21 protein-coding genes and 1 pseudogene are annotated in these 25,649 nt (G+C 67.6%); 15 read left to right on the top strand and 7 right to left on the bottom strand.

Features of this window, described 5'->3' with window-relative positions; translation table 11 throughout:
• Positions 1 to 5: 5 nt before the first annotated feature.
• The 3 genes from HUK68_RS20855 to HUK68_RS20845 all read right to left on the bottom strand — a co-directional run bounded on the left by HUK68_RS20855 (position 6) and on the right by HUK68_RS20845 (position 3,761).
• Positions 6 to 1,487 carry a cytochrome c gene (locus tag HUK68_RS20855; protein WP_175506163.1) on the bottom strand — a complete coding sequence of 494 codons (1,482 nt, stop codon included), beginning with the start codon at positions 1,485 to 1,487 and terminating at the stop codon, positions 6 to 8.
• Between the two features lie 14 nt (positions 1,488 to 1,501).
• Entirely contained in the window at positions 1,502 to 3,127 is a 1,626-nt protein-coding gene (locus HUK68_RS20850; RefSeq protein WP_175506162.1) for a GMC family oxidoreductase, read from the bottom strand.
• 97 nt (positions 3,128 to 3,224) lie between these two features.
• Positions 3,225 to 3,761: a sugar dehydrogenase complex small subunit gene (locus HUK68_RS20845; RefSeq protein ID WP_175506161.1), complete on the bottom strand. Its 537-nt coding sequence runs from the start codon at positions 3,759 to 3,761 to the stop codon at positions 3,225 to 3,227.
• Between the two features lie 321 nt (positions 3,762 to 4,082).
• Here HUK68_RS20845 and HUK68_RS20840 point away from each other — a divergent pair, with 321 nt between their 5' ends.
• Both HUK68_RS20840 and HUK68_RS20835 read left to right on the top strand, forming a co-directional pair.
• On the top strand, positions 4,083 to 4,379 hold the full coding sequence (locus HUK68_RS20840) for a hypothetical protein (RefSeq protein WP_175505912.1): 297 nt from the start codon (positions 4,083 to 4,085) through the stop codon (positions 4,377 to 4,379).
• A 113-nt stretch (positions 4,380 to 4,492) separates the two neighbouring features.
• Positions 4,493 to 5,299 carry an alpha/beta fold hydrolase gene (locus tag HUK68_RS20835; protein ID WP_175506160.1) on the top strand — a complete coding sequence of 269 codons (807 nt, stop codon included), beginning with the start codon at positions 4,493 to 4,495 and terminating at the stop codon, positions 5,297 to 5,299.
• On the opposite strand, the gene HUK68_RS20830 is transcribed toward HUK68_RS20835, so the two are convergent.
• The 3 genes from HUK68_RS20830 to HUK68_RS20820 form a co-directional block, all read right to left on the bottom strand.
• The gene (locus HUK68_RS20830) at positions 5,296 to 6,624 is read right to left on the bottom strand and encodes an MFS transporter (RefSeq protein ID WP_175506159.1); all 1,329 of its coding nucleotides are present in this window, start codon (positions 6,622 to 6,624) and stop codon (positions 5,296 to 5,298) included. The two genes, HUK68_RS20835 and HUK68_RS20830, sit on opposite strands and share 4 nt — an antisense overlap.
• A gap of 77 nt (positions 6,625 to 6,701) precedes the next feature.
• Positions 6,702 to 7,148 (bottom strand): conjugal transfer protein TraM, encoded by a 447-nt coding sequence (locus HUK68_RS20825; protein ID WP_175506158.1) that lies wholly within the window; start codon positions 7,146 to 7,148, stop codon positions 6,702 to 6,704.
• Entirely contained in the window at positions 7,148 to 7,873 is a 726-nt protein-coding gene (locus tag HUK68_RS20820; protein WP_175506157.1) for a nucleotide-binding protein, read from the bottom strand. Before HUK68_RS20820 ends, HUK68_RS20825 begins: the two co-directional genes overlap by 1 nt.
• Before the next feature lie 301 nt (positions 7,874 to 8,174).
• On the opposite strand from HUK68_RS20820, the gene HUK68_RS20815 reads away from it, so the two are divergent.
• The 7 genes and pseudogenes from HUK68_RS20815 (at position 8,175) to HUK68_RS20785 (ending at position 17,374) form a co-directional block, all read left to right on the top strand.
• A complete protein-coding gene (locus tag HUK68_RS20815; RefSeq protein WP_175506156.1) occupies positions 8,175 to 10,142 on the top strand; it encodes a type IV secretory system conjugative DNA transfer family protein in 1,968 nt (655 codons plus the stop codon).
• Entirely contained in the window at positions 10,139 to 10,825 is a 687-nt protein-coding gene (gene traF / locus HUK68_RS20810; protein ID WP_350355245.1) for a conjugative transfer signal peptidase TraF, read from the top strand. The genes HUK68_RS20815 and traF overlap by 4 nt, the downstream gene beginning before the upstream one ends.
• Before the next feature lie 5 nt (positions 10,826 to 10,830).
• Positions 10,831 to 11,043 (top strand): annotated as a pseudogene (locus HUK68_RS20805) (hypothetical protein); the annotation flags it as partial.
• A 100-nt stretch (positions 11,044 to 11,143) separates the two neighbouring features.
• Positions 11,144 to 13,561 (top strand): zincin-like metallopeptidase domain-containing protein, encoded by a 2,418-nt coding sequence (locus HUK68_RS20800; protein WP_175506155.1) that lies wholly within the window; start codon positions 11,144 to 11,146, stop codon positions 13,559 to 13,561.
• A gap of 179 nt (positions 13,562 to 13,740) precedes the next feature.
• Positions 13,741 to 14,973: an acyl-CoA dehydrogenase family protein gene (locus HUK68_RS20795; protein ID WP_175506154.1), complete on the top strand. Its 1,233-nt coding sequence runs from the start codon at positions 13,741 to 13,743 to the stop codon at positions 14,971 to 14,973.
• A 231-nt stretch (positions 14,974 to 15,204) separates the two neighbouring features.
• Positions 15,205 to 16,422: a porin gene (locus HUK68_RS20790; RefSeq protein WP_175506153.1), complete on the top strand. Its 1,218-nt coding sequence runs from the start codon at positions 15,205 to 15,207 to the stop codon at positions 16,420 to 16,422.
• A gap of 712 nt (positions 16,423 to 17,134) precedes the next feature.
• On the top strand, positions 17,135 to 17,374 hold the full coding sequence (locus HUK68_RS20785; RefSeq protein ID WP_175506152.1) for a hypothetical protein: 240 nt from the start codon (positions 17,135 to 17,137) through the stop codon (positions 17,372 to 17,374).
• A 1,007-nt stretch (positions 17,375 to 18,381) separates the two neighbouring features.
• Here the strand turns inward: HUK68_RS20785 and HUK68_RS20780 are convergent.
• Positions 18,382 to 19,155, bottom strand: coding sequence for an enoyl-CoA hydratase/isomerase family protein (locus tag HUK68_RS20780; RefSeq protein ID WP_175506151.1), 774 nt, complete (start codon positions 19,153 to 19,155; stop codon positions 18,382 to 18,384).
• 283 nt (positions 19,156 to 19,438) lie between these two features.
• On the opposite strand from HUK68_RS20780, the gene HUK68_RS20775 reads away from it, so the two are divergent.
• From HUK68_RS20775 to HUK68_RS20750, 6 genes are all read left to right on the top strand, one after another.
• Positions 19,439 to 21,085 carry a long-chain fatty acid--CoA ligase gene (locus HUK68_RS20775; RefSeq protein ID WP_175506441.1) on the top strand — a complete coding sequence of 549 codons (1,647 nt, stop codon included), beginning with the start codon at positions 19,439 to 19,441 and terminating at the stop codon, positions 21,083 to 21,085.
• Between the two features lie 57 nt (positions 21,086 to 21,142).
• Positions 21,143 to 22,375 carry an ABC transporter substrate-binding protein gene (locus HUK68_RS20770; RefSeq protein WP_175506150.1) on the top strand — a complete coding sequence of 411 codons (1,233 nt, stop codon included), beginning with the start codon at positions 21,143 to 21,145 and terminating at the stop codon, positions 22,373 to 22,375.
• A 92-nt stretch (positions 22,376 to 22,467) separates the two neighbouring features.
• Complete coding sequence (locus tag HUK68_RS20765) at positions 22,468 to 23,346, top strand: SMP-30/gluconolactonase/LRE family protein (RefSeq protein ID WP_175506149.1); 879 nt, start codon at positions 22,468 to 22,470, stop codon at positions 23,344 to 23,346.
• Between the two features lie 35 nt (positions 23,347 to 23,381).
• Positions 23,382 to 24,134, top strand: a complete 753-nt coding sequence (locus HUK68_RS20760) for an SDR family NAD(P)-dependent oxidoreductase (RefSeq protein WP_175506148.1) — start codon at positions 23,382 to 23,384, stop codon at positions 24,132 to 24,134.
• 9 nt (positions 24,135 to 24,143) lie between these two features.
• Positions 24,144 to 24,896, top strand: coding sequence for an ABC transporter ATP-binding protein (locus HUK68_RS20755; RefSeq protein ID WP_175506147.1), 753 nt, complete (start codon positions 24,144 to 24,146; stop codon positions 24,894 to 24,896).
• Complete coding sequence (locus tag HUK68_RS20750; RefSeq protein ID WP_244146423.1) at positions 24,889 to 25,608, top strand: ABC transporter ATP-binding protein; 720 nt, start codon at positions 24,889 to 24,891, stop codon at positions 25,606 to 25,608. Before HUK68_RS20755 ends, HUK68_RS20750 begins: the two co-directional genes overlap by 8 nt.
• Positions 25,609 to 25,649: the final 41 nt, after the last annotated feature.

Below are 25,649 nucleotides of genomic sequence, written 5' to 3'. Positions count from 1 at the left end.
CTGGCTTAACGCTCCAGGCGTGCGCGGCGGCGCTTGGTCGCCAGCATCACCAGCCCCAGCACCACGACCGCGCCCAGCGCCATGCCGATGCGCGCCAGCAGGATCAGACCGGACTTCGCGCCGCCTTCGCGGATCACCTGCACCTGATCGGCCGTGACCGAAACCGCGGGGTTGCCATAGCTGGTCAGCAGGAAGTTCGAGACCGCAGCCACCTCTTCGTTCTTCAGCGGCACCATCGCATTGACCTGGTCGCCAAACGGCGGCATGAACACATGGCCGCCTTGCGGCGTCTCACGGTCGACGCCGTTGAGAATGGCCGCAATCAGGTTGGACGGATTGGCTTCGCCGGTGATCGACTTGCCGAACAGCGCCGGGTAGTAGCCGTCCTGCGTGCCCTGGCCCGATGCGCCGTGGCACGAGGCGCAGTTGGCGGTGAACACCTGCGCGCCCAGCGCCACGCCGCTTTGCTTCATGCCTTCGGCGAAGGACGTGCCGCGGAAGCCGGCGGTGGCATCCGTGGCCTGGCCGAAGCCAAAGCGGTTGCGCTGGGCGCTGTCTTCGGGCTGGTGGCTCGAGACCGACAGGATATAGCGGGAGATCGCGCGCAGGTCGCTCTCATGCAGGCGGCTGAAGCTGTGCGTGATCGCCTCGGCCATCGGGCCCGCGGCCTGGGCTTTGCCCGGCAAATGGCCGGTGGCCAGATACCGCGTCAAATCGTCCACCGACCAGCTGCCGATGCCATGCGTGCGGCTGTTGGTGATGTCGGGCGCCCACCAGGCACCGATCTGCGCGCCGCTCAGGCTCTGGCTGGCCAGCTCCTGCATCAGCGCGCCACGCGGGGTGTGGCAGGTCGCGCAGTGGCCCGCGCCCTGGGCCAGATAGGCGCCGCGGTTCCATTCCGGCGTCTGCGCCGGGTCGGGCTCGAAGGGCTTGCCATCGGCAAACAGCAGGTTCCAGCCGATCATCGAGGCGCGCACGTTCATCGGGAACGGCAGCGCGGTGCTGGCCTTGGGCGCCGCATCGACGGGTGCCACGCCTTCCATGAAATAGGCGTAGAGCGCGTGCACATCCTCGTTGGTGAAGCGCGCGAACGCGGTATAGGGCATGGCCGGGTACAGGCGCGCACCGTCGGCGCGCACGCCCTTGCGCAGCGCGTCGGCGAATTGCTGCTCGCTGTAGTTGCCGATGCCGTGGGACTTCGAGGGCGTGATGTTGGTGGCCACGATCTCGCCCACCGGAGACGAGATCGCATGCCCGCCGGCCATGGGCTGGGCCTTGCTGGCCGTGTGGCAGGCAATGCAGTCCGAGGCCGTGGCCAGGTAGCGGCCCTTTTCAATCAGCTCGGGCGAGTAGTTCTGCGCCAGCGCGGCACCGGCCGCGGCCAGGGTGCCCAGCGCCAGCACGCCGGCATGGCGCGCGGCCCGCAAGCGGGAAAGGCGGGACAGGCGGGACAGGCGGGACAGGAGGGAGATGGTGTTTCGCAGCATGTTGTCTCCCGCGCTCAGGCTTTGCGCACTTGCGCTTGCAAGGCATCGGCGGCCTTGAGGGCCAGGGCGACCATGGTGATGGTCGAGTTGCCGCAGGCCGTGCTGGCCATGGCGCCGCCGCCCGGGATGAACAGGTTGGCGTGGTCGTGCGCACGGCAGTCGGCATCCACCACGGAGGTGGCGGCGTCGTTGCCCATGATGGTGCCGCCCATGATGTGCTTGCTTTGCGCGAAGCCCTTGGGCTCCTGCACCTTGATTGCGCCCATGGCCTTGGCGATCCGGTGCAGCAGCGGCACGCCATATTCGTCGGCCGAGCGGCGCGTGTAGTCGCCCACGTCGTAATGGACGGCCGGCTTGGCCAGGCCCAGCCAGTCCTTCTTGTCCGACAGGGTCAGGCGGTTCTCGGGATTGGCCAGGGTCTCGAACGCGATCACCACGTTGGTGGTGCAGCCGGCCTGGCGGCGGATCTCCTCGTCGAGCGCACGGCCGACCTTGCCGGTCTTGAGCGCATTGAAGGTGACGAAGCGGTTGCGGCCGAAGTTGTTGAGGCGGAAATAGGCGCCCGCATGGCGCGAGCGGAAGTCGCCCTGCGAGGTTTCCATGATGCCGGAGTTCACCACCGGGCCGGCACCGGTCCAGTAGGGTTCGGTGGTGGTGATGGTGAAGCCCTTTTGCGGGTGGTCCATCATGTTGCGGCCGACCTGGTCGGAGCTGTTGTTGGCAATGCCCCGGGGGTTGCGTGCGTCGGCCGACGTCAGCAGCAGCTTGGGCGTCTCGATGCCGTTGCAGGCCGTGACGAAGTGGCCGCCGGTGACGCGGTGGCTCTGCTTGTTCGGGTCCAGGTAGTGCACGGCGGTGATGCGGTTGCCTTCGCCCGATTCGATCTTGTAGGCGACGGCATCGTAGAGGATCTTCACGCCCTTGCGCTCCAGGCGCAGCAAGGCGGTCTCGCCGTCGTACTTGGCGCCGATCGGGCAGACCGGCACGCAGTTGTTGTTGGCGCAGCACGCCGGGCGGCCGTGGTAGGGCATGCCGCTGTTGCGCGCCTGCGAGACGTGGATGTTCGACAGGCCCAGCTGCGCCTTGACGACTTCGGTGAACTTCTGCTCGCCCGGCGACAGCGGCAGCGCCGGCATGGGGTAGGGCGCGGAGCGCGGCAGGCGCGGCCATTGCTGCTCGGGGTCCGATGGGCCGCAGATGCCGATGGCGTGTTCGGCGCGCACGTAGTAGGGCTCGAGCACGTCGTAGCCAAAAGCCCAGTCGCGGCCCACGCCATAGAGCGAGTGCAGGCGCATGTCCTCGGGCGTCAGGCGCCAGCTGGTGCCGGCCCAATGCCAGGTCGATCCGCCGGCGTAGCGGATATAGGTCTGGTCGTAGCTGTCCGGGCCCGAGAGCTGCAGATAGTCGTCGCCCGGCATGGGGTGCGGCGCCCAGGGGCGCGGCGGGTAGATCGAGTTGGCGCTGCCCTTGTTCGACAGCGGCATGTTGCGGAAGTTCTCGACGATCTCGTTGCGGTAGACGCGCGGGCCGGCCTCGAGCATCAGCACGCTGATGCCGGCATCGATCATTTGCTCGGCAATCGTCAGGCCGACGACGCCCGTGCCGACGATGACCACGTCGGCGGAAATATTCTGGTTCATGGTGGAAATGTTTTTTTGCGCAGGCGTGCCGCCGGCGTGCAGGCACGGCATCCCGCGCGCGCCGGCAGTACCGGCGCGCGCCGTCGGCACGCGCTTGTCAGAATTGCGGAATCGGCAGCAGCGGCGCGTTGTCAAGCTCCTGCCACGCATTCGGCGCGGTGAAGCCATACGACGGAATCGGCACCACATCGCGCGTGACCTGGAAGGTCAGCGCATGCTCGTAGGTGAACAGGGCATCTTTGTTGCCGGCGCCGGCCATGCCGCTGTACCAGGCAAAGATGATCCACTGCGCGAGTTCGCGCTGCGGACCTTCGGGAATGTCGTCGTAGAAATCCTCGACGGCCGTGGCCTGGCGCTGCTGCGCGAGCTGCAGGATGGCGGCGGAACTGTCGGCGAAATTCTGGAAGTGCGCGCGCGCGTAGGCTTCCATCTTGGCGCCGGCAGCGGCGTTCAAGCCATGGTTGACCAGAAGCTGCGACAAGGCCATGAAAGGCGAGGCGCCCGCGGCGGCCGCGGGCCCGGCAGCGCTGCCGGCCAGGGCGGAAGACTGCAGCGGGCCGGCATACGCCGTCAGCACGGCGGCCGCCGCGCCAAGCAGGGCTTGCCGGCGGGAAAGGGAATCGGGGGGGAACATCGGGGGAGCTGCTGGATCGAGAACGTGGGAAACATCGCCATGACGGCCATCGGGTGGCTGTGGCGTGGCAATCAGGGTAAACCCGCGGATTCTAGTTTCTTCGCAGCGCGGCGCAGGGAATTTTTCACGCATGGCCCTACGCGCGGGAATGGCGCACCGTCCCTGGCGGGCGCTGTGCGCCGAACGCCCGAGATAGCCGGGCGGATCGCGGCTTTTCGCGGTCTTGGATCTGTCAGGACCTACGAAGATCGCATCTTTTGTTTCATTTTGACACAGACCTGCCGATAGACAGGGTGAATACAAATGCACTCCAGGAGTTCCATGCGGTTTTGCGTCATCAATGTCGGCGGGTTTTGCTACACCGCGTTCTCTCCCAGCACCTGTGAAGCCGTCGCCGATGCCATGCAGCGCTTTCCCGATGCGACCCGGATCAGCGCGCGCGCCCGGCATGCGGCCCTGCCCGGTGCGGCATGGACACCGGGCGGGGTGCAGTGCCTGGCCGGCCGGCACGCGCGCGGCGAGAAAAAAGTCTATGCGCGTTTCCCGCTGGCCAGTGATGCCGCGGGGCAGGCCGCCTGGGGCAAGGGCAGCGCCTACTGCGGGGAATCCCTGCACTGAAGCGCACGGCGCACGACCGGGCAGCGCTTACCATCGAGCTTCACCACCACGGAGATGAAGATGGGTCAGCCATGCCAGCTTGCGCCAGTTCCGAACGCCACGCGGGGTCATGCATGAGTGCATCCGGGGATCTGGCCGTGCAGGAAATTCGCGTGTCCACGGACGCTGGCCCACTGCATGCGCAGCGCTGGGCGCCTGCCGGGCGCGACGCCCTCCCGCCCATCGTGCTGCTGCATGACTCGCTGGGCTGCACCGAACTGTGGCGGGGTTTTCCGGCCGAGCTGGCGCGGGCCACGGGGCATCCGGTCATCAGCTATGACCGGCTGGGCTTTGGCCGCTCCGCTCCCCATCCCGGTGTGCTTGCCGCCGATTTCGTCGGCACCGAAGCGCAAGGCAGCTTTGCCGCCGTACTCGAGGCGTCCGCCGTCGATCGCTTCCTGCTGCTGGGCCATAGCGTTGGCGGCGGCATGGCGTTGTCGATTGCCGCGGCCTATCCCGAACGCTGTGTGGCGGTCGTCACCGAGTCGGCGCAGTCCTTCGTGGAAGCGCTGACCCTGGATGGCATTCGCGCGGCGCGCGATTCCTTTGCGGCGCCGGGGCAGATCGAGCGGCTGGAGAAATACCACCCGGGCAAGGCACGCTGGGTGCTCGGCGCCTGGGTCGATACCTGGCTGTCGCCGCAGTTCCGCGGCTGGAGCCTGGATACGGTGCTGCCGCGGGTGCGCTGCCCGGTGCTGGCATTCCAGGGCGCCAACGATGAATTCGGCTCGGCGCGCCAGCCCGAACGCATTGCGGCGCTGGCCGCGGGCCCGGTCGGTGTGCAAACGCTGCCCTGCGGGCATGTGCCGCACCGCGAGTGCGCGGCGCAGGTGCTCGAACGGGTGCAGTCGTTCGTGGCGCAGTGCCGCGCCGACAGCTAGTCCAGCACCCGGTTGCGTGATTCGACGTCGACGGCGGCGATGGCCAGCGCGCCCGCGAGCAGCATGCCGGCCAGCACGAACAGCGACAGCGTGAAATGCGTGGCCATGAGGGGCGCGATGATGGCCGGCGCAAACAGTCCGCCAAAGCGCGCCACCGCGCCGGCCAGGCCCATGCCGCTGGCGCGCAGCGGGGTGGGGTAGACCTCGGGCGTGAACGCATAGAGCGCGCCCCAGGTGCCCAGCAGCGCAAAGCTCAGCAGCAGCGTCGCGCCGACCACCACCGGCGTGGTACTGCCCAGGCTGTAGAGCAGGCAGCCCGCGGCGCTCAGCAGCAGGAAGCCGATCAGCGTCGGCTTGCGCCCCCAGCGCTCGACACCATGGGCCGACAGCGCAAAGCCCGGCAGTTGCACCAGCGCCAGCAGCACCAGGAACTCCTGGCCGCGCATGAAGCCAAAGCCTGCGCCGGACAGCTGGATGGGCAGGTAGACAAACACGCCGTAATAAGCCATCGAGATCAGCGCCCAGGCCAGCAGCAAGCCGATGCTGCGCCGGCGCAGTTCGCCCGCAAACAGCGCAAGGGCCGAGCGGCGCTGCTGCGCCTCGGGCTGCAGCGCGCCGATCACGGCCGCGCTGCCATTGGTGTCGGCCACGCGCTGCAGCACGGCCTGCGCCTGCTGCGGCTTGCCATTGCGGCTGAGAAACAGCGGCGACTCGGGAATGTACCAGCGCAGCACCACGCCGATCAGCGCGGGAATGCCGGTGACGAAGAAGATCACGCGCCAGGCGTCGTCGCCCCAGGCGGCCGCCGCCAGCGACAGCACGGCGAGAAGAATGGTGCCCACGGCCCAGAACGATTCCAGCAGCACCAGCCAGCGGCCGCGGCGCTGGCTGGGCAGGAACTCGGCCATCAAGGTGTAGTCGACGGGCAGCGTGCCGCCGACGCCGACGCCGGTGATGAAGCGCAGCACGAGCAGCCAGGCCAGATCGGGCGCAAACGCCGAGGCCACGCCCGCGCAGGCGTCGAGCAGCACGGCCAGCAGCAGCACTGGGCGCCGGCCGATGCGGTCGGCCAGGCGGCCGAATGCAAACGCGCCGACCAGCATGCCGACAAAGAACAGCGTGCCGGTGTTCAAGGCCTGGGGCAGGGTGATGCCGAAGCTCTTGGCAATCGACGGCGCGCTGAAGCCGATCGACAGCACCTGCATGGCGTCAGCCAGCCAGACCAGGCCGAAGATCACGAACAGCCGGTACTGGAATTTGCCGACTCCAGCGGCGCGCAGGCCTTGTTCGACGGTGATGAAGGAAGCGGGCGCAGAAGATTTCATGGGGCGTGGCAATGGACGGGCGCGGCGCCGGGCAGCGCGCGCAGCTGCCTATCATCGCCGACCTGCGCGCGCTCGGCCTATGCCCGCAGCCCCCAGGCCGCGACGGCGGCCGCGCACAGCGTGATGCCGGCAGCCAGCAGGTGGAGCCAGGCGTGGCGCTGCGCCTGGGCCAGCGAGGCATCCAGGCGCGCGAGCGCCGCATCGAGTTGCGCCCGCAGCGCCACGGCGCCGGCCGCGGCATGCTCGTGCGCGGCCTGCGCGAGCAGGCCCCTGGCCGCGGCCAGCGCGGCATTGAGGCTGCGCTCGGCCTTGTCGCGCGCGTCCTCGCTCCAGCGCAGGCTGAGGCTTTCAAGCACCTGCTGGTACTGGTCGAGTTGGGCCTGCTGGGCTTCGAGGCCGTCCTGCAGCACGCGCCGGTGGATGGTGTGCAGCACCAGGATCGGATCGTCGCGCGCCAGGTCCAGGTGGTTCTCGGCCGCGATCTCCTCGAGCAGCGCTTCGATGGAGGTGAAGCGGTGCTCCATCACCGCACCATCGCCATGTCGAGCTGGGCAAACAGCGCGCGCTGCAGCTGCCGCAGGCGTTGCCGCTCCAGGATGCCGAACGCCGGCGTGGCCAGCGCTTGGGCAAAGGTCATATGCCGCGCCAGCAGGGCCGCCAGCGCCCGGCCGTCGGTTTGCGGCCGCAGCGCGGGCAGGTGCAGCAGCGCGGCGATGCGCTGGCGCTGCGCGCGGTAGGCGGCAAGCGCCTCGATTCCCTGGCCCGCGTGGGCCAGCGCGCCCCAGTATGGGTTCAGCCAGAGCACGCAGCGCGTGCCCTCGGGCCAATCGGCCAGCAGCTGCGTCAGGCCGTTGACGCTCTCGAGAAAGGCCGGGCCGCCGGGGACCACCGTATGCAGCACCCAGCCGTGGCGCATGCGTGCCAGCCTCGGCTGCGCGCGGGCGCTGGCGAGATAGTGCCGCAGCGGCAGATGGATGCTGGCGCTGGTGTCGATCACCACCGGCTGCGTCGCCTCGCCAGCCCATTGCAGCAGCGTGTCGAAGGCGCGGGCATCGAGCGCATTGCCCGCATGCCAGGGCAGCGGGTGCACCGCCAGGCCGGCGTAACGCGCCAGCGTGGCGTGCAGCGGATCGGCATCGATGCACAGCGGTTCGGCGCCGGCGTGCACCAGATACTGCGCCAGCAGCGCGGCCACCAGCGACTTGCCGACACCCCCTTTGGCGTGCAGCACGCAATGCACTTGGGTCATGCGATATCTCCGCGAGTCCGGGCCTGGATTGTAGGGAAAAGCGGCACAAGATTCGATATATGCGTTGTCCTGTCAGGCGAAAGCGGTAGCCTGCACAGACGGCAGCGCCGATTTTTTAGCGGCTAAAAAAACTTTTGCCTTCGATAAATCCAATGTTTCAGGCGAGGGCATGCCTTGTAAATAATTCGTTATAACGAATTGCCGTGGCTATACTCCCGCCGCAGACGGGCCCGGCATGGTGCCGGGAGAACCTGTCAACGCGTGCCGATGCCCGTGCCGGGCCATGCCGGAGGCTGCCAAGATGAGCGAGCGCTTCAACAACGCAGTGGGACCCCAGGTCAGGGCGGGCCGGCCACGCGCGCGCCGGCTGGTGCCGGCTCTGGCACTGCTGGCGTTGCTGGCCGGGCTGCAGGCGGCAACGCAGTTTCTCGCGCATGCGCTGCACTACCAGGCGGCTTTGGGCGGACATTGGCAGCGGCTGTACCTGCCCTGGGACGGCGTGCGCTGGGCCATGCAGTGGTACGGCGCGTATCCCGATGTCTTTGTGCGCGCGGCGGGCGTGGGCACGACGCTTGCCGGCGCGGCGCTGCTGGCATTGGCGGTGGCGCGCATGTTGCAAGCCCACTCGGGCCGGCCCAATGCCTATCTGCATGGTTCGGCGCGCTGGGCCGATCGGCACGACATCGAGCGCGCCGGCCTGCTGCCGCCGGCGCGCAGCTGGCACGAGCGGCTGCGCGGCAAGCCGGCTGCAGCCGGCGCGGGCGTCTACGTTGGCGCGTGGGCCGACAGATCGGGCACCATCCACTACCTGCGCCACAACGGCCCCGAGCATGTGCTGACCTATGCGCCGACGCGCTCGGGTAAAGGCGTGGGGCTGGTGGTGCCGACGCTGCTGTCGTGGCCGCACAGCACGGTGGTCACCGATCTCAAGGGCGAACTCTGGGTCATGACGGCCGGCTGGCGGCAATTGCATGCGCACAACAAGGTGCTGCGCTTCGAGCCGGCGTCGCCCGATGCCAGCCTGGGCTGGAACCCACTCGACGAGATCCGCGTGGCCAGCGAGTACGAGGTCGGCGATGTGCAGAACCTCGCAACGCTGATTGTCGACCCCGACGGCAAGGGGCTGGAAAGCCACTGGCAAAAGACCAGCCAGGCGCTGCTGGTCGGGGTGATCCTGCATGCGCTCTACAAGGCGCGCGCCGAAGGCGGCTGCGCGACGCTGCCCGGAGTCGATGCGATGCTTGCCGATCCCGCGCGCGACTCCAGCGCGCTGTGGGACGAAATGACGCGCTATCCGCACTGCGCGGGGCAGGCGCACCCGGCGGTGGCAGCGGCGGCGCGCGACATGCTGGACCGTCCGCCCGAAGAGGCCGGGTCGGTGCTGTCCACGGCCAAGTCCTATCTCGCGCTGTACCGCGACCCGGTGGTGGCGCACAACGTCAGCCGCTCGCAGTTCCGCCTCAAGGACCTGATGCACCACGAAAGTCCGGTGAGTCTCTACATCATCACCCAGCCCAACGACAAGGCGCGGCTGCGGCCGCTGGTGCGCATCATGGTCAACATGATCGTGCGGCTGCTGGCCGACCGCATGGAATTCGAGCGCGTGCCGATGGCGCCGCCGCGGCGCTGGGGGCGTGCGCGCCGTGCGGCGCCGACGCTGGTGCTGCGCGCGCGCCAGGGCTACCAACACCGGCTGCTGGGCCTGCTCGACGAATTCCCCAGCCTGGGCCGGCTCGAGATATTGCAGGAGTCGCTGGCCTTCGTGGCCAGCTACGGCATCAAGTTCTACCTGATCTGCCAGGACGTGAACCAGCTCAAGAGCAAGGAGGCCGGCTACGGCCCCGACGAGACCATCACCTCGAACTGCCATATCCAGAATGCCTACCCGCCCAACCGCATCGAGACCGCGGAGCACCTGTCGAAGCTGACCGGCCAGACCACGGTGGTCAAGCAGCAGATCACCACCAGCGGCCGCCGCACCAGCGCCATCCTGGGCCAGGTCTCGCGCACCACGCAGGAGACGCAGCGCCCGCTGCTCACGCCCGACGAATGCCTGCGCATGCCGGGCCCGAAAAAGGACGCGCAGGGCCAGATCACCGAAGCCGGCGACATGGTGGTGTATGTCGCCGGCTTCCCGGCGATCTACGGGCGCCAGCCGCTGTACTTCCAGGATCCGGTGTTTGCTGCGCGCGCGGCCGTGCCCGAACCCGCGGCCAGCGATGTCTTGCGCGCGCTGGCGCCCGCAGCCGGCAGGGAGATCACGCTGTGAAGCTGCCCCGGCATGCACTGCGTCTGCGGCGCGCGCGCGGGCGGCCAGCGCACCAGGTCGTTGCCTGGGCCGGCGCGGCCTGGCTGCTGTGCGCCGCGGCCGGCGGCCTGGCGGGCCTGCGCGTCAACACCAGCCCGAGCATTCCGCCGGGCCTGTACCGCGTGAGCGCTGCGCCCGTGGTGCGCGGCGCCTGCGTGCTCCTGTGTCCGCCGCCCACGCCGGTCTTTGCGCTGGCGCGCGCTCGCGGCTACCTGGGCGCGGGGTTCTGCGCGGGCGGCTACGGCTATCTGATGAAGCAGGTGCTGGCCTTGCCGGGCGACCAGGTGGATTTTGCCGCGCGCGGGGTGTCCGTCAACGGCCGGCTGCTGGTCGGCAGCGCCCCCTTGGCCGCGGACCTGGCCGGCCGGCCCCTGCCGCGCACCGCGCCGCGGGCACTGACGCTGGCTGCGGGCGAGCTGCTGCTGATGTCGCCGGCGCGCCCGCAGGCATTCGATGCGCGCTACTTCGGGCCGGTGGCGCAGGCCCAGGTCAAAAGCGTGATCGTGCCCCTGCTGACCTGGCCGCCCGGCGGGCAAACGGACCAAAGCATTTGCCGGCCGGCGGACGCGCGCGCGGCGGCCGCGCCGGCAAACCCCTGGCGCGGCGCGCATGCCGCGCCGCGCCCCACCCATGAAAAGGAGTGATAGCCATGAACCCACTGAAAACGCCCTGGCAGATCGATACGCCGGTGGCACCGGCCGACGATCCGCATGACGGCATAGCAATGGTCGACGAGAAGCTGCTGGATGCGCTCACACCTGGTTTCCAGGCCGAGTTCGACCCCGAGGAAGCCGACCGCGTCGGCGCGTTCACCGAGGACGCGCTCGATGAACAGGATGCACTGGACAGCAGCGACGACCTGAGGGACGCCCAGGCCTGAGCCGCGCCTCGCGCGCGCACTGCACGGCGCCATGGCGCGCCGCACCGCCATGCGGCCGCAGAGCCGCGAACAGGAGACAGACATGGAATCGCAAAAGCCGTTTTATGCCACCGTGGCCGAAAGATTGATCGAGCAGCTCGAGGCCGGCACGGCGCCCTGGCAAAAGCCCTGGCGCGCGGGCGGGCCGCCGGCGCCGCTGCCGATGAATCCCGCGACCGGCCGGCGCTACAAAGGCATCAATGCCATTCAGCTGGCGAGCCGCGGACATGCCGATCCGCGCTGGATGACCTATAAGCAGGCCGAGGCCGCGGGCGCCCGGGTGCGCCCGGGCGAGGCCGGCACCTCGATCCAGTACTGGAAATTCACCGAGGACCAGCCGCAGGGGCAGACCGTGCGGCTGGAGCGCCCGCGCGTGTTCTTTGCCACGGTCTTCAACGCCGAGCAGATCGACGGGCTGCCGCCGCTGGCGCTGCGCGCGCCGGACTGGAACCCGGTGGAGCGCGCCGAGCAGTTGCTGCAGGCCTCGGGCGCGCGCATCGAGCACGGCGAGTCCAACCGCGCGTTCTACCGGCCCGACACCGACACCATCCACCTGCCGGCGCGCACGCAGTTCGCCACGCCGGCCGAGTATTACGCCATCGCGCTGCACGAGCTGGGCCACTGGAGCGGCCATGCGTCGCGCCTCGACCGCGACCAGTCGCATCCCTATGCCAGCGTGGGCTATGCCCAGGAGGAACTGCGCGCCGAGATCGCCAGCATGATGCTGGGCGAAGAGCTGGGCATTGGGCACGACCCCGGCCAGCATGCCGCCTATGTCGGCAACTGGATCACGCTGCTGCGCAATGATCCGCTGGAAGTCTTTCGCGCCGCGGCCGATGCCGAGAAGATCCAGGGCTATGTGCGCGGGCTGGAGCAGCACCATGACCAGGCGCAGCAGGCCGGGCCGGCAGCGCCGGCGTTGGCGCAGTCGCCAGCGCAGCGCGTCCCGCAGGCGCAGCGCGCCGTCTTCCTGCATGTGCCCTTCGAGCACAAGGAAGAAGCCAAGGCGCTGGGCGCGCGCTGGCACCGCCAGGCGCAGGCCTGGTTCGTACCTGCGGGCGTCGATGCCGCGCCGTTCTCGCAGTGGACGCACCCGGTGCGCACGTCCCCCGCACAGGAGCGCGCGTTGCAGCCCGATCGCGCCTACCTGGCCGTGCCCTATGGCGAACGCAAGGTGGCCAAGGCCGCGGGCGCGGCCTGGGACCCTGCTGCGCGGTCCTGGTTTGTCGGCCCCGATGCCGACGTGCAAAAGCTCACGCGCTGGCAGCCCGGCAGCCTTGGCGCCGAACAAGGCCCGGCCATGCGCCCGCAGGAGGAGTTTGCGCAGGCGCTGCGCGCCATGGGCTGCGTGGTCAGCGGCGAGCATCCGGTCATGGACGGCAAGAAGCACCGCATCGCGGTCGAAGGCGCGGGAGCGGGCAACGGCGAGGCCGGGGGCGAGGCCTTCTACATCGGCCACCTGGCCGCGCGCTCCAGTGGCTACATCAAGAACCCGCAGACCGGCATCGACATGCAGTGGAAGGCCAAGGGCTATCGGCTCGAGCCCGGCGAAAAGCAGCGCATGCTGGCCGAGGCCGGCAGCAAGCTGCGCGCACGTGCCGATGCGCTGCTGCAAATGCAGGAGCAGGCGGCGGAGCGCGTGCGCCTGCAGATGGGCGAGCTGCTGCCCGCGGCCCAGCCCACGCCCTACATGCAAGCCAAGGGCATCGCGCCGCAAGCCGGGGTGTTCACCGATGGCGAGGGCAAGCGCACTTGCGTGCCGATGGTCGATGCCGGGGGCCGGCAGTGGTCGATGCAATACATCGAGGAGAACGGCGCGCGCCGCTTTGCCCAGGATGGGCGCCGCGATGGCTGCTTCCATGCGGTCGGCGGCCTCGATGCGCTGGCCCGCGCGCCGGCGCTGGTCATTGGCGAGGGCTATGCCACCGCCAGCAGCCTGTCGCAGTCGCTGGGCTTTGCCACGGTGGCGGCCTTCGAGCCCGGCAACCTGCCGGCCGTGGCCAAGGCCCTGCATGCACGCTTTCCCGGCAAACCGGTGGTCATTGCCGCCGACGACGACCGCCACCTCGAGCTGACCCAGGGCATCAACCCGGGGCGGGCCAAGGCCAGGGAGGCGGCCAGAAGCACCGGCGGCACGGTGCTGCTGCCGGTCTTCGCGGTGGGCGAGAACCGCTATCCGGCCGGACTGCCGCCGATCACGCCGCAGAACTACCGCGAGCACCTGCGCACCGGCAACGGGCTGGCCGCCGAGCAACTTGCGGCGCTGGCGCAGATGCAGGGCATGACCGACTTCAATGACCTGGCGCAGCGCAGCGCATTGGGCCGGCAAGGGCTCGATCGCCAGGTGCGACCGGCGGTGCAGGATGCGATCGAGAAACGCCGGCTGCAGCGCGCGCCGCAAGGCGATGCCGTGCGCCAGGCGCCAAAGCCTGCGCGCGGCGCCGGCCTGCGCGTCGGCTGAAGGGGGCGCCAACGGCGCGCGCTGGCGCACGCCCGCGCTGAAGGCCATGCCGCGCACAGCGCAATGCGGTGCGCGGCGGCTTCCGTCACGTGCGGGACGGTGTTTGCCGCGCGGCAATGCTCCAATATTTTTCATCAGGGCGGCTCGGGTGGGTCGCCCGCCATCCCACAAGGAAGCCCATGTTTGCAGAACCCTCCGAGAAAACCCGCGACCTGCTGCAGCGCCTGAACGCGTTCTTTGACGAGCATATCTATCCCAACGAGGAACGCTATCTACGCGAGATGGATGAATTCCGCCGCGCCGGCAATGCCTGGCAGATTTCGCCGCTGATCGAGGAGCTCAAGCCGCTGGCGCGCGCGGCCGGCCTGTGGAACATGTTCCTGCCGCACGAGCACCGCGGCGTGCCCGGCATCTCCAACCTCGACTACGCGCCGCTGTGCGAAGTGATGGGCCGTGTCATGTGGTCGGCCGAGGTGTTCAACTGCTCGGCGCCCGATACCGGCAACATGGAAACCATCGAACGCTACGGCACCGAGGCGCAAAAGGAGCAGTGGCTCGAGCCGCTGCTGCGCGGCGAGATCCGTTCGGGCTTCCTGATGACCGAGCCGGCCGTGGCCTCGTCCGATGCGACCAATATCCAGTGCACGATCACGCGCGAAGGCGACGAATACGTGATCAACGGCACCAAGTGGTTCTCGTCGGGCGCGGGCAGCCCGCACTGCCAGATCTTCATCGTCATGGGCAAGACCGACCCCGAGGCGCCGCGCCATGCACAGCAGTCGATGGTGCTGGTGCCGCGCGACACGCCCGGCGTGACCGTGCTGCGCCACCTGTCGGTGTTCGGCTATGACGACGCGCCGCATGGCCACATGGAAGTGCAGCTGGAGAACGTGCGCGTGCCGGTGGCCAACATCCTGCTGGGCGAAGGGCGCGGCTTCGAGATCGCGCAAGGGCGCCTGGGCCCCGGCCGCATCCACCACTGCATGCGCTCGATCGGCGCCGCCGAGCGCGCGCTGGAGATGATGTGCGACCGCCTGAGCGCACGCGTGGCCTTCGGCCGCCCCTTGTCCGAGCAGTCGGTGTGGCATGAGCGCATTGCCGAGTCGCGCTGCATGATCGACCAGGCGCGCCTGCTCACGCTCAACGCCGCCCACAAGATGGATACCGTGGGCAACAAGGAGGCGCGCGCCGAGATTGCCATGATCAAGGTGGTCGCGCCCAACATGTCATGCAAGGTGGTCGACTGGGCGATCCAGGCGCATGGCGCGGCTGGCGTGAGCCAGGATTTCTGGCTGGCCGAAGCCTATGCGCACCAGCGCACGGTGCGCATCGTCGACGGCCCGGACGAAGTCCACCGCAACGCCATTGCCAAGCTCGAGCTGGCCAAGCGCAAGGCGGCGGCCCAGCGCTGACCCAGCTTGCGCAGCCCCGCGCTGCTCCTCACGAACCCTCCTCGCGGAGGGTTTTTTTTTGGTCCCGCAACAGCCGCAGCCAGCGTTGTGTGCCGTTCACGCGTGTTTTCCCTGTCGGCCGGTAAGTATTTGCTTTCTATCATTACTTGCCGGCCGACAAGTGGATCGGCGAAGCCCGGATCCTGCGTCCGCAGGTGCCGCCAAAACGTAGACACATACGAGGAGACAGTCTTGTTGCAACCGAACCCCCAGCGCGTATCGCGCCCATCGTCCTTTTCCATCGCCGTTGCCGCGGCTTGCCTGTGCGCCGGTCTGCCGGCACTGGCCCAGCAGGCACAAAAGGAAGAGCTGCGCCAGATCACGACCCCGGCGGGCGGACTCGCCGCCACGCCGTCGAGCAGCGTCAGCATCTATGGCCTGATCGACACCAGCATTGGCTATGTGACGAGCCCTGGCGGCCGGCTGTGGCGCGTCGACAGCGGCCACATGAACGGCTCGCGCCTGGGCTTCAAGGGCAGCGAGGACCTCGGCGGCGGCCTGCGCGCCAACTTCCTGCTGGAGATGGGCCTCAACAGCGACGCCGGCACGCTGGGCCAGAACCAGGGCGCGGGCGCCAAGGGCTTTGGCCGCGGCGCGCTGGTCAGCCTCACGGGCAGCTTCGGCGAGATCCGCCTGGGCCGCACCGTGACCGCGGTCAGCTCGGAAGTGCAGGCCGTGGGCGACGCCTTCGGCCTGGGCGGCGGCGGCAACCTGCAGGGCATCCAGCCCGCCTCGGGACGCGTCAACAACACCATCTGGTACCAGACGCCATCGATCGGCGGCTTCATCGGCAAGCTGGCCTATGCACCGGGCGAAACCTCGCCCGCGCCCGGCAGCGGCCTGAGCTCGAGCGCCGGCTCGAGCACCGCCGCCGCGCTGTTCTATGCAAGTGGCAAGCTCAGCGGCGCGATGTCGTACACGGTGTTCAAGCACATCGTCGACGACAGCAGCGTCAAGTGGTTCAACTCCAGCCTGGCCTATGACTTCGGCGTCGCCAAGGTCTTCGGCTCGTTTGCGACCTTCAAGAACCCCAGCGCCGCCATCACGCCCGCGACCCAGGCCGCGGCCGACAACAACCAGGGCTTTGCCGGCTTCCCCACGGTGGGCTACTACGCCGGCCAGGACGACCGCAGCGCCTCGCTGGGCGTGGCCATTCCATTCGGCCGCAACACCCTGCTGGCCCAGGCAATCCACGTCGACGACCGCGGCCCGCTCAACCGCGATGCGACCCAGTTCGGCGTGGCCTATATCCACGCGCTGTCCAAGCGCACCAGCCTCTATGCCGACTACGGCCGCGTGAAAAACCGCAATGGCGCGGCCTACGCGCTCACCGGCGCCACCAGCCAGGCAGCGCCGGGCAGCAATGGCAACAGCGACGCACTGCATCTGGGCATTCGCCACGCGTTCTGATCGGGACGGCTTGCCACGGGAGCCGGGGACCGAGTCCCCGGCTTTTTTCTGTCCGCTGGGCCGGCCGTGGCCGCATGAAGCCCGCTCAAGCGTTATGGCGAGCTTGGCATGGGGCATCCATATCGAACCATGGATGGCCAGTTGCCTAAACGTGAGGGCGGGACCTTCATCCTTCGACGTGGCTCAGGACGAACGGTTGGTGATGCGCTGCGCCTTAAAAATCCGTTCGTGGTGAGCTTGGCGCAGGGCATCCTGTCGAACCATGGACGGCCAGTGGTCCGAACGTGAGGGCGGGACCTTCATCCTTCGACGTGGTTCAGGACGAACAGTTGGTGATGCGCCGGGCCTTAAAAAATCCGTTCGTGGTGAGCTTGGCGCAGGGCATCCATGTCGAACCATGCACGGCCAGATGTCCAACGTGAGGGCAGGACCTTCATCCTTCGACGTGGCTCAGGACGAACGGTTACTTCGGACCCGCGCCTTAAAAAATCCGTTCGTGGTGAGCCTGGCGCAGGGCATCCTGTCGAACCATGGACGGCCAGTTGTCCAACGTGAGGGCAGGACCTTCATCCTTCGATGTGGCTCAGGACGAACGGTTACTTCGGACCCGCGCCTTAAAAAGTCCGTTCGTGGTGAGCCTGGCGCAGGGCATCCTGTCGAACCATGAACGGCCAGTTGTCTAAACATGAGGGTGGGACCTTCATCCTTCGACATGGCTCAGGACGAACGGTTGGTGGGGCGCTGCGTCTTAAAAATCCCGTTCGTGGTGAGCTGGGCGCAGGGCATCCATGTCGAACCATGGACGGCCAGTTGTCTAAACATGAGGGTGGGACCTTCATCCTTCGACGTAGCTCAGGACGAACGGTTGATGATGCGCCGCGCCTTAAATAATCCGGTCATGGTGAGCCTGGCGCAGGGCATCCTGTCGAACCATGGACGGCCAGTTGTCTAAACGTCAGGAGAGGACCTTCATCCTTCGACGTGGCTCAGGACGAACGTTTGATGATGCGCTGCGCCTTAAATAATCCGTTCGTGGTGAGCCTGGCGCAGGGCATCCTATCGAACCATGGACGGCCAGTTGTCTAAACGTGAAGGCGGGACGTTCATCCTTCGACGCGGCTCAGGACGAACGGTTGGTGGGGCGTTGCGTCTTAAAAATCCGTTCGTGGTGAGCTTGGCGCAGGGCATCCATGTTGAACCATGGACGGCCAGTTGTCTAAACGTGAGGGCGGGACGTTCATCCTTCGACGCGGCTCAGAACGAACGGTGGATGAGGCGCCACGTTCCAAAAATACCGTTCGTGGTGCGTTTGGCGCAGGGCATCCATGTCGAACCATGGACGGCCAGTGTCTATCGTGTGGGCGGGACCTTCATCCTTTGACGTGGCTCAGGCCGAACGGTTGGTGGGGCGCCGCGCCTTAAAAAAACCGTTTGTGATGAGCCTGGCGCAGGGCATCCATGTCGAACCATGCACGGCCAGATGTCCAAACGTGACGGCAGGACCTTCATCCTTCGACGTGGCTCAGGACGAACGGGTGATTGAGCGCTGCGTTCTAAAAATACCGTTCGTGGTGAGCCTGTCGAACCATGGACGGCCAGTTGTCTAAACGTGAAGGCGGGACGTTCATCCTTCGACGCGGCTCGAACGGTTGGTGATGCGCCGCGTCTTAAAAACCCGTTCGTGGTGAGCCTGGCGCAGGGCATCCTGTCGAACCATGGACGGCCAGTTGCCTAATCGTGAGGGCAGGACCTTCATCCTTCGATGCGGCTCAGGACGAACGGTTGATGATGCGCCGCGCCTTGAAAACCGTTCGTTGTGAGCCTGGCGCGGGGCATCCATGTCGGACCTTGACGGCCAGTTGTCCAAACGTGAGGACGTTCATCCTTCGACGCGGCCGGCAAGGCAGGCTCAGGACGAACGTTTAGTTGGGCGCCGCGCCTGCAAAGCGTGGCCCGGCCTCAGCGCCCGGTGTAGACCGGCGCGCGCTTTTCCAGGAAGGCGCGTTGCGCTTCCTTGGAGTCCTCGGTCTTGGACAGCGCCACGGTATTGCCCTGCTCATAGCGGTAGGCATCGCGCGGCGGCATGAGCAGTGTCATGCGCGCGGCTTCCTTGGCCAGGCGCATGGCAATCGGGCTCTTGGAGGCGATGTCGCGCGCGATCTCCATGCAGTAGGGCATGAGCTGGTCGGCGGGCAGGCAGGCCTCGACCAGGCCCAGGCGGTACAGCTCCTGTGCGGAGACCTTCATGCCGGTGTAGAACATGCGGCGCGCGCGCGACTGGCTGAAGACCTTTTGCAGGAAGGTCACGCCGCCGGCCAGGCCGACATTGATCTCGGGCATGGAGACATAGGCGTCCTCGGACGCGACCCAGATGTCCGAGGCCATCACCAGGCCGAAGCCCGCGCCCAGCGCCGGGCCGTTGATCGCGGCAATGATGGGCTTGGAGCATTCGACCACGGCATAGTAGGACTCGCGCACGCGGCGGTTGTGTGCGCCATAGGCGCCGGCCACGCCCGCGAGGTTGGGGCGCTCGCGGATGTCGGCGCCGGCCGAGAATGCCTTGCCCGCGCCGGTCAGCACGATGCAGGCCACGTCGTCGTGGTCGGACAGCAGGTCGAAGGCGCGCGTGATCTCCTCGCGCAGTTCGATGTTCTGCGCATTGACCGGCGGGCGGTTGAGCGTGACGACGGCCACGCCTGCGTCGATGGCCACGGTGAGGGTGTTGAATTCCATGAAAGTCTCCTGGTGATGGGTGCCGTCGTTGCGGCTGAACTTACCTGCCGAACGGTAAATTCTGAGCCATCCTAACCGCGGCGCGCGCCCCCTGCAAGTCACCTTGGCGGCACCTGGTGCAGGCCGAAAATTGCGCTGCGCGGCGCGCAAATACCCGCAAAGAATGCGGCGGGCAAGCAGATTTGTCCCTAGGTCTTGGCATCGGGCGCGCTGCTATCCTTGGTTTTACTTACCTGTCGGCATGTAAGCACACAAATTCGAGCCAAGGAGCGCGTTGATGACGATGTCGGGACTGATGCAGCAGCAGGACTTGCTGATCTCGCAATTGCTGGAGCATGCGGCAACGCACCATGCGCAGGTGGAGATTGTTTCCCATGTATCCGAGCGCCAGGTCTATCGCTCGAACTGGGGCCAGCTGCGCACGCGTGCCAAGCGCCTGGCGAGCGCGTTGACCGCGCTGGGCGTGCAGCCCGGCCAGCGCATTGCAACGCTGGCCTGGAACACGCACCGCCATCTCGAGCTGTATTACGCGGTGGCCGGTATGGGCGCGATCTCGCACACCGTCAACCCGCGGCTGTTTGCCGAGCAGATCAGCTACATCATCAACCACGCGGCCGATGAATATGTGTTCTTCGACCTGGGATTCGCCGACCAGCTGGTGGCGCTGGCGTCGCAGCTGCCCACCGTCAAAGGCTTTGTCGCGCTGTGCGAGCGCAGCGAACTGCCGGCATTGGCGCTGCCCCATCTGCTGTGCTACGAGGACCTGATCGACCAAGGTTCGCCCGATTTCAACTGGCCGGAATTCGACGAGAACACCGCCTCGTCGCTGTGCTACACCTCGGGCACCACGGGCAACCCCAAGGGCGTGCTCTACAGCCACCGCTCGACGGTGCTGCATGCCTGGACCGCCTGCACCGTCGACGGCCTGGGCCTGTCGACCAGCGACAGCGTGCTGCTCGCGGTGCCGATGTTCCATGTCAACGCCTGGGGCATTCCCTATGCGGCAGCGATGTGCGGCGCCAAGCTGGTGCTGCCCGGCCCGGGCGTGAGCGGCGAGCGGCTGTATGCGCACATGGTCAATGAGGGCTGCACCTTCTCGCTGGGCGTGCCCACCGTGTGGCTCGGTTTCTTCCAGTACCTCGAGAGCCAGCGCGAGTCACTCGACCTCTCGCGGCTCAAGCTCAAGCGCGTCGTGGTCGGCGGCTCGGCCGCGCCGCGCGCCATGATCGAGAAGTTCGGCACGCTGCTCGGCACCTTCGTGATCCAGGCCTGGGGCATGACCGAGACCAGCCCGCTGGCGACGATTGGCAACCTGCTGCCCGCGCAGCAGGCGCTGCCGGCGGCGCAGCGCTATGACATCCAGGCGCGCCAGGGCCGCGCGGTGTTCGGCATCGAGGTCGGCATCTTCAGCCCCGACGGCCAGCGCCTGCCGCATGACGGCAAGAGCGTGGGCGAGATCAAGGTGCGCGGGCCGTGGGTGGTGTCGGCCTACTACGGCAGCCAGGCCGGCGCGGCGCTCGGCGCGGACGGCTGGTTTGCCACCGGCGATGTGGCCCTGATCGACACCGAGGGTTTCGTGCAGATCACCGACCGCACCAAGGACGTGATCAAGTCGGGCGGGGAGTGGATTTCGTCCATCGACCTGGAGAACGTCGCCGTCGGCCATCCCAAGGTGCAGGAAGCCGCGGTGATCGGCGTCGCGCACAGCAAGTGGCAGGAACGGCCGCTTCTGATCGTCGTGCCCAAGTCGGGCCAGAGCCTCACCGCCGCCGAGATGACCGAGTTCATGAAGGACCGCGTGGCGCGCTGGTGGCTGCCCGACGACGTGGTGTTCGTCGACGGCCTGCCGCACACCGCCACCGGCAAGCTGCTCAAGACGCAGCTGCGCGAGCAGTTCAAGGGGCACCGGCTCAGCACCGACCCCGCCTGAATGGTCCACACGGGTTTGAAGACAGTCAGCGCATTCCATAACTACCAGGAGACAGACATGAACGCATTTCCTTCGATTTCCCCGCTGTCGCGCCTGGCCTTGCTGGCCGGCAGCACCCTGCTGGCCGCGTTGCCGGCGCAGGCGCAGATCAGCGATGACGTGGTGCGCATCGGCGTGATGGCCGACCAGACCGGTACCTATTCGGGCAATGGCGGCCCGGGCTCGTCGCTGGCGGTGCGCATGGCCGTCGAGGACTTCGGCGGCAAGGTGCTGGGCAAGCCGATCGAGGTCACTACCGCCGACGACCAGAACAAGCCCAATGTCGGCATCAACATGGCGCGCCAGTGGATAGAAAACGAGAAGTTCGACACCATCCTCGGCGGCTCGGCCTCGTCGATCGCGTTTGGCGTCTCGAGCATGATGAAGGAAAAGAAAAAGCCGTATCTGATCGCCGGCACGGTGTCGTCCGATCTCACCGGCAAGATGTGCTCGCCGATGACCGTGCAGTTCATCGTCGACACCTACCAGCTGGCCAACGCCGGCGTCACGGCGCTGCTCAAGCAGGGCGTCAAGAGCTTCTTCTTCATCACCGTCGACTACGCGTTCGGCGCGGCCATGCAGGCCGATGCCACCAAGTTCATCGAGGCCGGCGGCGGCAAGGTGGTGGGCTCGGTGCGCCACCCGCTGGGCGCGTCCGATTATTCGTCGTACCTGCTGCAGGCCCAGGCCAGCAAGGCCCAGGCCATTGTCGTGCTCAATGCGGGCCTGGACCTGACCAATGCGCTCAAGCAGGCCGCGGAGTACAAGCTCGCGCGCAACGGCCAGAAGGTCGGCGTGTTCGGCATGACCATCAACAGCGTCTCGGCCATGGGGCTGGAGGTGGCGCAGGGCCTGCAGATCACCGCGCCCTACTACTGGGACCGCAACGACGAGTCGCGCGCCTGGGCCAAGCGCTTCATGGACAAGAACAAGGGCGTCGTGCCGACCTACATCCATGCCGGCGCCTACAGCGCCACGCTGCACTACCTCAAGGCGGTGCAGGCCGCGGGCACGGACGAGGGCGTGGCGGTGATGGCCAAGATGAAAGCCACGCCGGTCAACGACTTCTCGATGAAGAACGCCATGATCCGCGAGGACGGCCAGCTGATCCGTCCGACCTATGCGATCCAGGTCAAGACGCCGGCCGAGTCCAAGGGCAAGAACGACCTCTACAAGGTGCTCGAGGAAATCCCGGGCGACAAGGTGTTCCGCCCGCTGGCCGAAGGCGGCTGCGACTTCGTGAAGAAGTAAGCCGCCCTGTCTGTATCCCGGCCCGGTCCGGGGCTGTCCTTTCGGCGCGGCGGCCTTGCGCCGGCCCGCGCCATTGCCTCCAGGTTTTTGCCATGACCCGTATTGAAATCGTCACCCCCGTGCGTGACCAGCTGGGCGAATGCCCGCTCTGGGACGACCAGGCCCAGGCCTTGTACTGGATTGACTCGCATGCCCAGTTGGTGCGCCGGCTCGAGCCCGAAAGCGGTGCCTTGCGCGAATGGCAGCTGCCCACGGCCATCGGCTCGATTGCGCTGTGCGAAAGCGGCCGGCTGCTGGCGGCGCTGGCCGACGGCTTCAGCTATCTCGATCTGGACTCGGGCGCCGTCACGCCGCTGGCCGGTGTCACGCACGCCGCCGAGCGCATCCGCCTCAACGACGGCCGCTGCGACCGCGCCGGGCGCTTTGTTGCGGGCTCGCTGGTGCTGGGCCGCAACGAACCGCTGGGCGCGCTCTACCAGGTGGATGCGCGCGGCCGCGTGCAGGTGCTGGAGCAGGGCATTGCCATTGCCAACGCCACCTGCTTCAGTCCCGACGGCCAGTGGCTTTATTTCACCGACAGCCGCACGCGCAAGATCCGCCGCTACCCCTATGACCTGGCCACGGGCCGCGTCGGCACGCCCACGGTCTGGGTCGACACCGCGGCGCTGAACTCGGCCGCCGATGGTGCCACCGTGGACCGCGAAGGCGGCCTCTGGACCGCGCTGGTCGAGACCGGCCAGATGGCGCGCTTCCTGCCCGACGGCCGGCTCGACCGGCTGATCGACATGCCGGTGCGCCATGTGACCTGCCCGTGCTTTGGCGGCCCCGATCTCGATGTGCTTTACGTCACCAGCATCAGCCACAGCGGCAATGCCCTGAAAGACGAGCACCCCGACGCGGGCGCGCTGTTTGCCGTGCATGGCACGGGCGTGCGCGGGCTGCGCGAAGTGCGCTTTGCCGACCAGGCCTGAATGAACCAAGAGAGCAAGAAAGCAAGGAGACAGCCATGAACAAGAAACTCGAAGGCAAAGTGGCGCTGGTCACGGGCGGCGCGCGCGGCATTGGCCGGGCGATTGCCAATGCGATGGCCGAGGCCGGCGCCGTGGTCGGCGTGCTCGATCTGCGCGAGGACCTGGCCCAGGCCGCGGCCGAGGAGATCCGCGCGCAGGGCGGCCAGGCGATGGCCTTTGGCGGCAACGTCGCCGAGCGCGAGACCTTCGCCCAGGCGGTGCAGGCAATGAAGCAGGCGCACGGCCGCTTCGACATCCTGGTGAACAACGCGATCTGGGTGCGCTACGGCGCGATCTCGGCAATCACGCCCGAGATGCTGGCGCGCATGGTCGGCACCGGCTTCAACTCCGTGGTCTGGGGCATTCAGGTCGGCGCCGAAGCCATGGACCAGGGCGGCAGCATCATCAACATCGCCTCGGCCGCGGCCTTCCTGGGCGTGCCCGAGGCCATGGTCTATGGCGGCATCAAGGCCGGCGTGCTGGGCCTCACGCGCTCCTCGGCCGTGGACCTGGGGCCACGCGGCATCCGCGTCAACGCGGTCTGCCCGGGCTCGGTGCCGACCGAAGGCATGAAGGGCAATGTCGACCCCGACAAGATCGCGGTGCGCATCGCGCGCACGCCGCTGCGCCGGCTGGGCGAGGTCGAGGACATCGCCAATGCCGCGATGTTCCTGGCCTCGGCCGACAGCAGCTGGGTCACGGGCACCTCGATCCTGGTCGATGGCGGCGTGACGCACGCCATGCTCTGAGGCCGCGCCATGGAGTCCTACATCCTGCAGGCCACGGGCCTGAGCAAGCAGTTCCGCGGCTTCTACGCCGTCAAGGACGTGAACCTGCGCGTGCGCCGCCACAGCATCCATGCGCTGATCGGCCCGAACGGCGCGGGCAAGACCACCTGCTTCAACCTGCTGACGACCTTCTTGCGCCCGACCACGGGCAGCATCCAGTTCAACGACCGCGAGATCTCGGCCAGCGACCCGGCCACGGTGTCGTCGATGGGCCTGGTGCGCTCGTTCCAGATCTCGGCGGTGTTCGGCCAGATGACGGTGCTGGAGAACGTGCGCGTGGCGCTGCAGCAAAAGGCCGGCATGACCTGGGCCTTCTGGCGCCGCGACCGCGCGCTCAAGGTGCTCGATGCGCGCGCGCTCGAACTGATCGCGATGGTCGGCCTCACGCGCTGGCTGCACACGCCGGCGGTGGAGCTGTCCTATGGCCGCAAGCGCGTGCTTGAACTCGCCACGACGATTGCGCTTGAGCCCGAGATGATCCTGCTCGACGAGCCCATGGCCGGCCTGGGCCACGAGGACATCGCCCCGGTGATGGAGATCATCCGCAGCGTGGCCAAGGGCCGCACCATCTTGATGGTCGAGCACAACATGAAGGTCATTGCCGAGCTGTGCGACCGCGTCACGGTGCTGCAGTCGGGCCAGATCCTGGCCGAGGGCAGCTATGACGAGGTCTCGCGCGACCCGGCGGTGATCGAGGCCTATGTGGGAGGCGCCAATGACTGAAGCCATGCCAAAGCCGCTGTGCCTGTCGGTCAAGGGGCTGGTCGGCCATTACGGCGAGAACCTGGCGCTCAACGGCATTGACCTCGAAGTGCGCGCCGGCGAGGTGGTGTGCCTGCTGGGCCGCAATGGCGCGGGCAAGACCACCACGCTGCGCGCCGTGGTCGGCCTGCTGGAAAAGCGCCGCGGCAGCATCGAGATCCACGGCCAGCAGACGATTGCCATGCTGCCCGAGGCGATAGCGCGGCTCGGCGTCGCCTACTGCCCCGAGGAGCGCGGCATCTTCGCCAGCCTGAGCACCGAGGAAAACCTGCTGCTGCCGCCGGTGCTGCGCCCGGGCGGCCTGAGCGTCGACGAGATCTACACGCTGTTTCCGAATCTCAAGGAACGGCGCCACAGCCAGGGCACCAAGCTCTCGGGCGGCGAGCAGCAGATGCTGGCCATCGCGCGCATCCTGCGCACCGGCGCCAAGTTCCTGCTGCTCGACGAATGCACCGAGGGCCTGGCGCCGGTGATCGTGGCGAAGATCGGCCAGACCATTCGCCTGCTCAAGGAGCGCGGCTTCACGGTGCTGATGGTCGAGCAGAACTTCCGCTTTGCGTCCAAGGTTGCGGACCGGTTCTATGTGATCGACGAGGGCGTGGTGGTCGACGAGTTCCGCCGCGAGGACATCGCCAGCGATCTGGCACGCATCGAGGGACTGCTGGGACTATGAAGCTCAAGCGCACAACAAACACCCACGCGCGCCGCGGCGCC

Origin of the sequence: Comamonas antarctica (assembly GCF_013363755.1) — a bacterium.
Taxonomy (GTDB): Bacteria; Pseudomonadota; Gammaproteobacteria; order Burkholderiales; family Burkholderiaceae_C; genus Comamonas; species Comamonas antarctica.
Note: the sequence above shows the minus strand (reverse complement) of the source record. Positions and strands in the feature narration are given on the sequence as shown.

Bases quoted from the DNA above. Each gene is read 5' to 3' on its own strand.
- HUK68_RS20785 (WP_175506152.1), top strand. From the start codon at position 17,135: ATGGCTCAGGACGAACGGTTGGTGGGGCGCTGCGTCTTAAAAATCCCG.
- HUK68_RS20835 (WP_175506160.1), top strand. From the start codon at position 4,493: ATGAGTGCATCCGGGGATCTGGCCGTGCAGGAAATTCGCGTGTCCACG.
- HUK68_RS20815 (WP_175506156.1), top strand. From the start codon at position 8,175: ATGAGCGAGCGCTTCAACAACGCAGTGGGACCCCAGGTCAGGGCGGGC.
- HUK68_RS20770 (WP_175506150.1), top strand. From the start codon at position 21,143: ATGAACGCATTTCCTTCGATTTCCCCGCTGTCGCGCCTGGCCTTGCTG.
- HUK68_RS20855 (WP_175506163.1), bottom strand. From the start codon at position 1,487: ATGCTGCGAAACACCATCTCCCTCCTGTCCCGCCTGTCCCGCCTGTCC.
- HUK68_RS20850 (WP_175506162.1), bottom strand. From the start codon at position 3,127: ATGAACCAGAATATTTCCGCCGACGTGGTCATCGTCGGCACGGGCGTC.
- HUK68_RS20830 (WP_175506159.1), bottom strand. From the start codon at position 6,624: ATGAAATCTTCTGCGCCCGCTTCCTTCATCACCGTCGAACAAGGCCTG.
- HUK68_RS20845 (WP_175506161.1), bottom strand. From the start codon at position 3,761: ATGTTCCCCCCCGATTCCCTTTCCCGCCGGCAAGCCCTGCTTGGCGCG.
- HUK68_RS20800 (WP_175506155.1), top strand. From the start codon at position 11,144: ATGGAATCGCAAAAGCCGTTTTATGCCACCGTGGCCGAAAGATTGATC.
- HUK68_RS20795 (WP_175506154.1), top strand. From the start codon at position 13,741: ATGTTTGCAGAACCCTCCGAGAAAACCCGCGACCTGCTGCAGCGCCTG.
- HUK68_RS20775 (WP_175506441.1), top strand. From the start codon at position 19,439: ATGTCGGGACTGATGCAGCAGCAGGACTTGCTGATCTCGCAATTGCTG.
- HUK68_RS20755 (WP_175506147.1), top strand. From the start codon at position 24,144: ATGGAGTCCTACATCCTGCAGGCCACGGGCCTGAGCAAGCAGTTCCGC.
- HUK68_RS20840 (WP_175505912.1), top strand. From the start codon at position 4,083: ATGCGGTTTTGCGTCATCAATGTCGGCGGGTTTTGCTACACCGCGTTC.
- HUK68_RS20765 (WP_175506149.1), top strand. From the start codon at position 22,468: ATGACCCGTATTGAAATCGTCACCCCCGTGCGTGACCAGCTGGGCGAA.
- HUK68_RS20760 (WP_175506148.1), top strand. From the start codon at position 23,382: ATGAACAAGAAACTCGAAGGCAAAGTGGCGCTGGTCACGGGCGGCGCG.
- HUK68_RS20825 (WP_175506158.1), bottom strand. From the start codon at position 7,148: ATGGAGCACCGCTTCACCTCCATCGAAGCGCTGCTCGAGGAGATCGCG.
- HUK68_RS20820 (WP_175506157.1), bottom strand. From the start codon at position 7,873: ATGACCCAAGTGCATTGCGTGCTGCACGCCAAAGGGGGTGTCGGCAAG.
- HUK68_RS20750 (WP_244146423.1), top strand. From the start codon at position 24,889: ATGACTGAAGCCATGCCAAAGCCGCTGTGCCTGTCGGTCAAGGGGCTG.
- HUK68_RS20780 (WP_175506151.1), bottom strand. From the start codon at position 19,155: ATGGAATTCAACACCCTCACCGTGGCCATCGACGCAGGCGTGGCCGTC.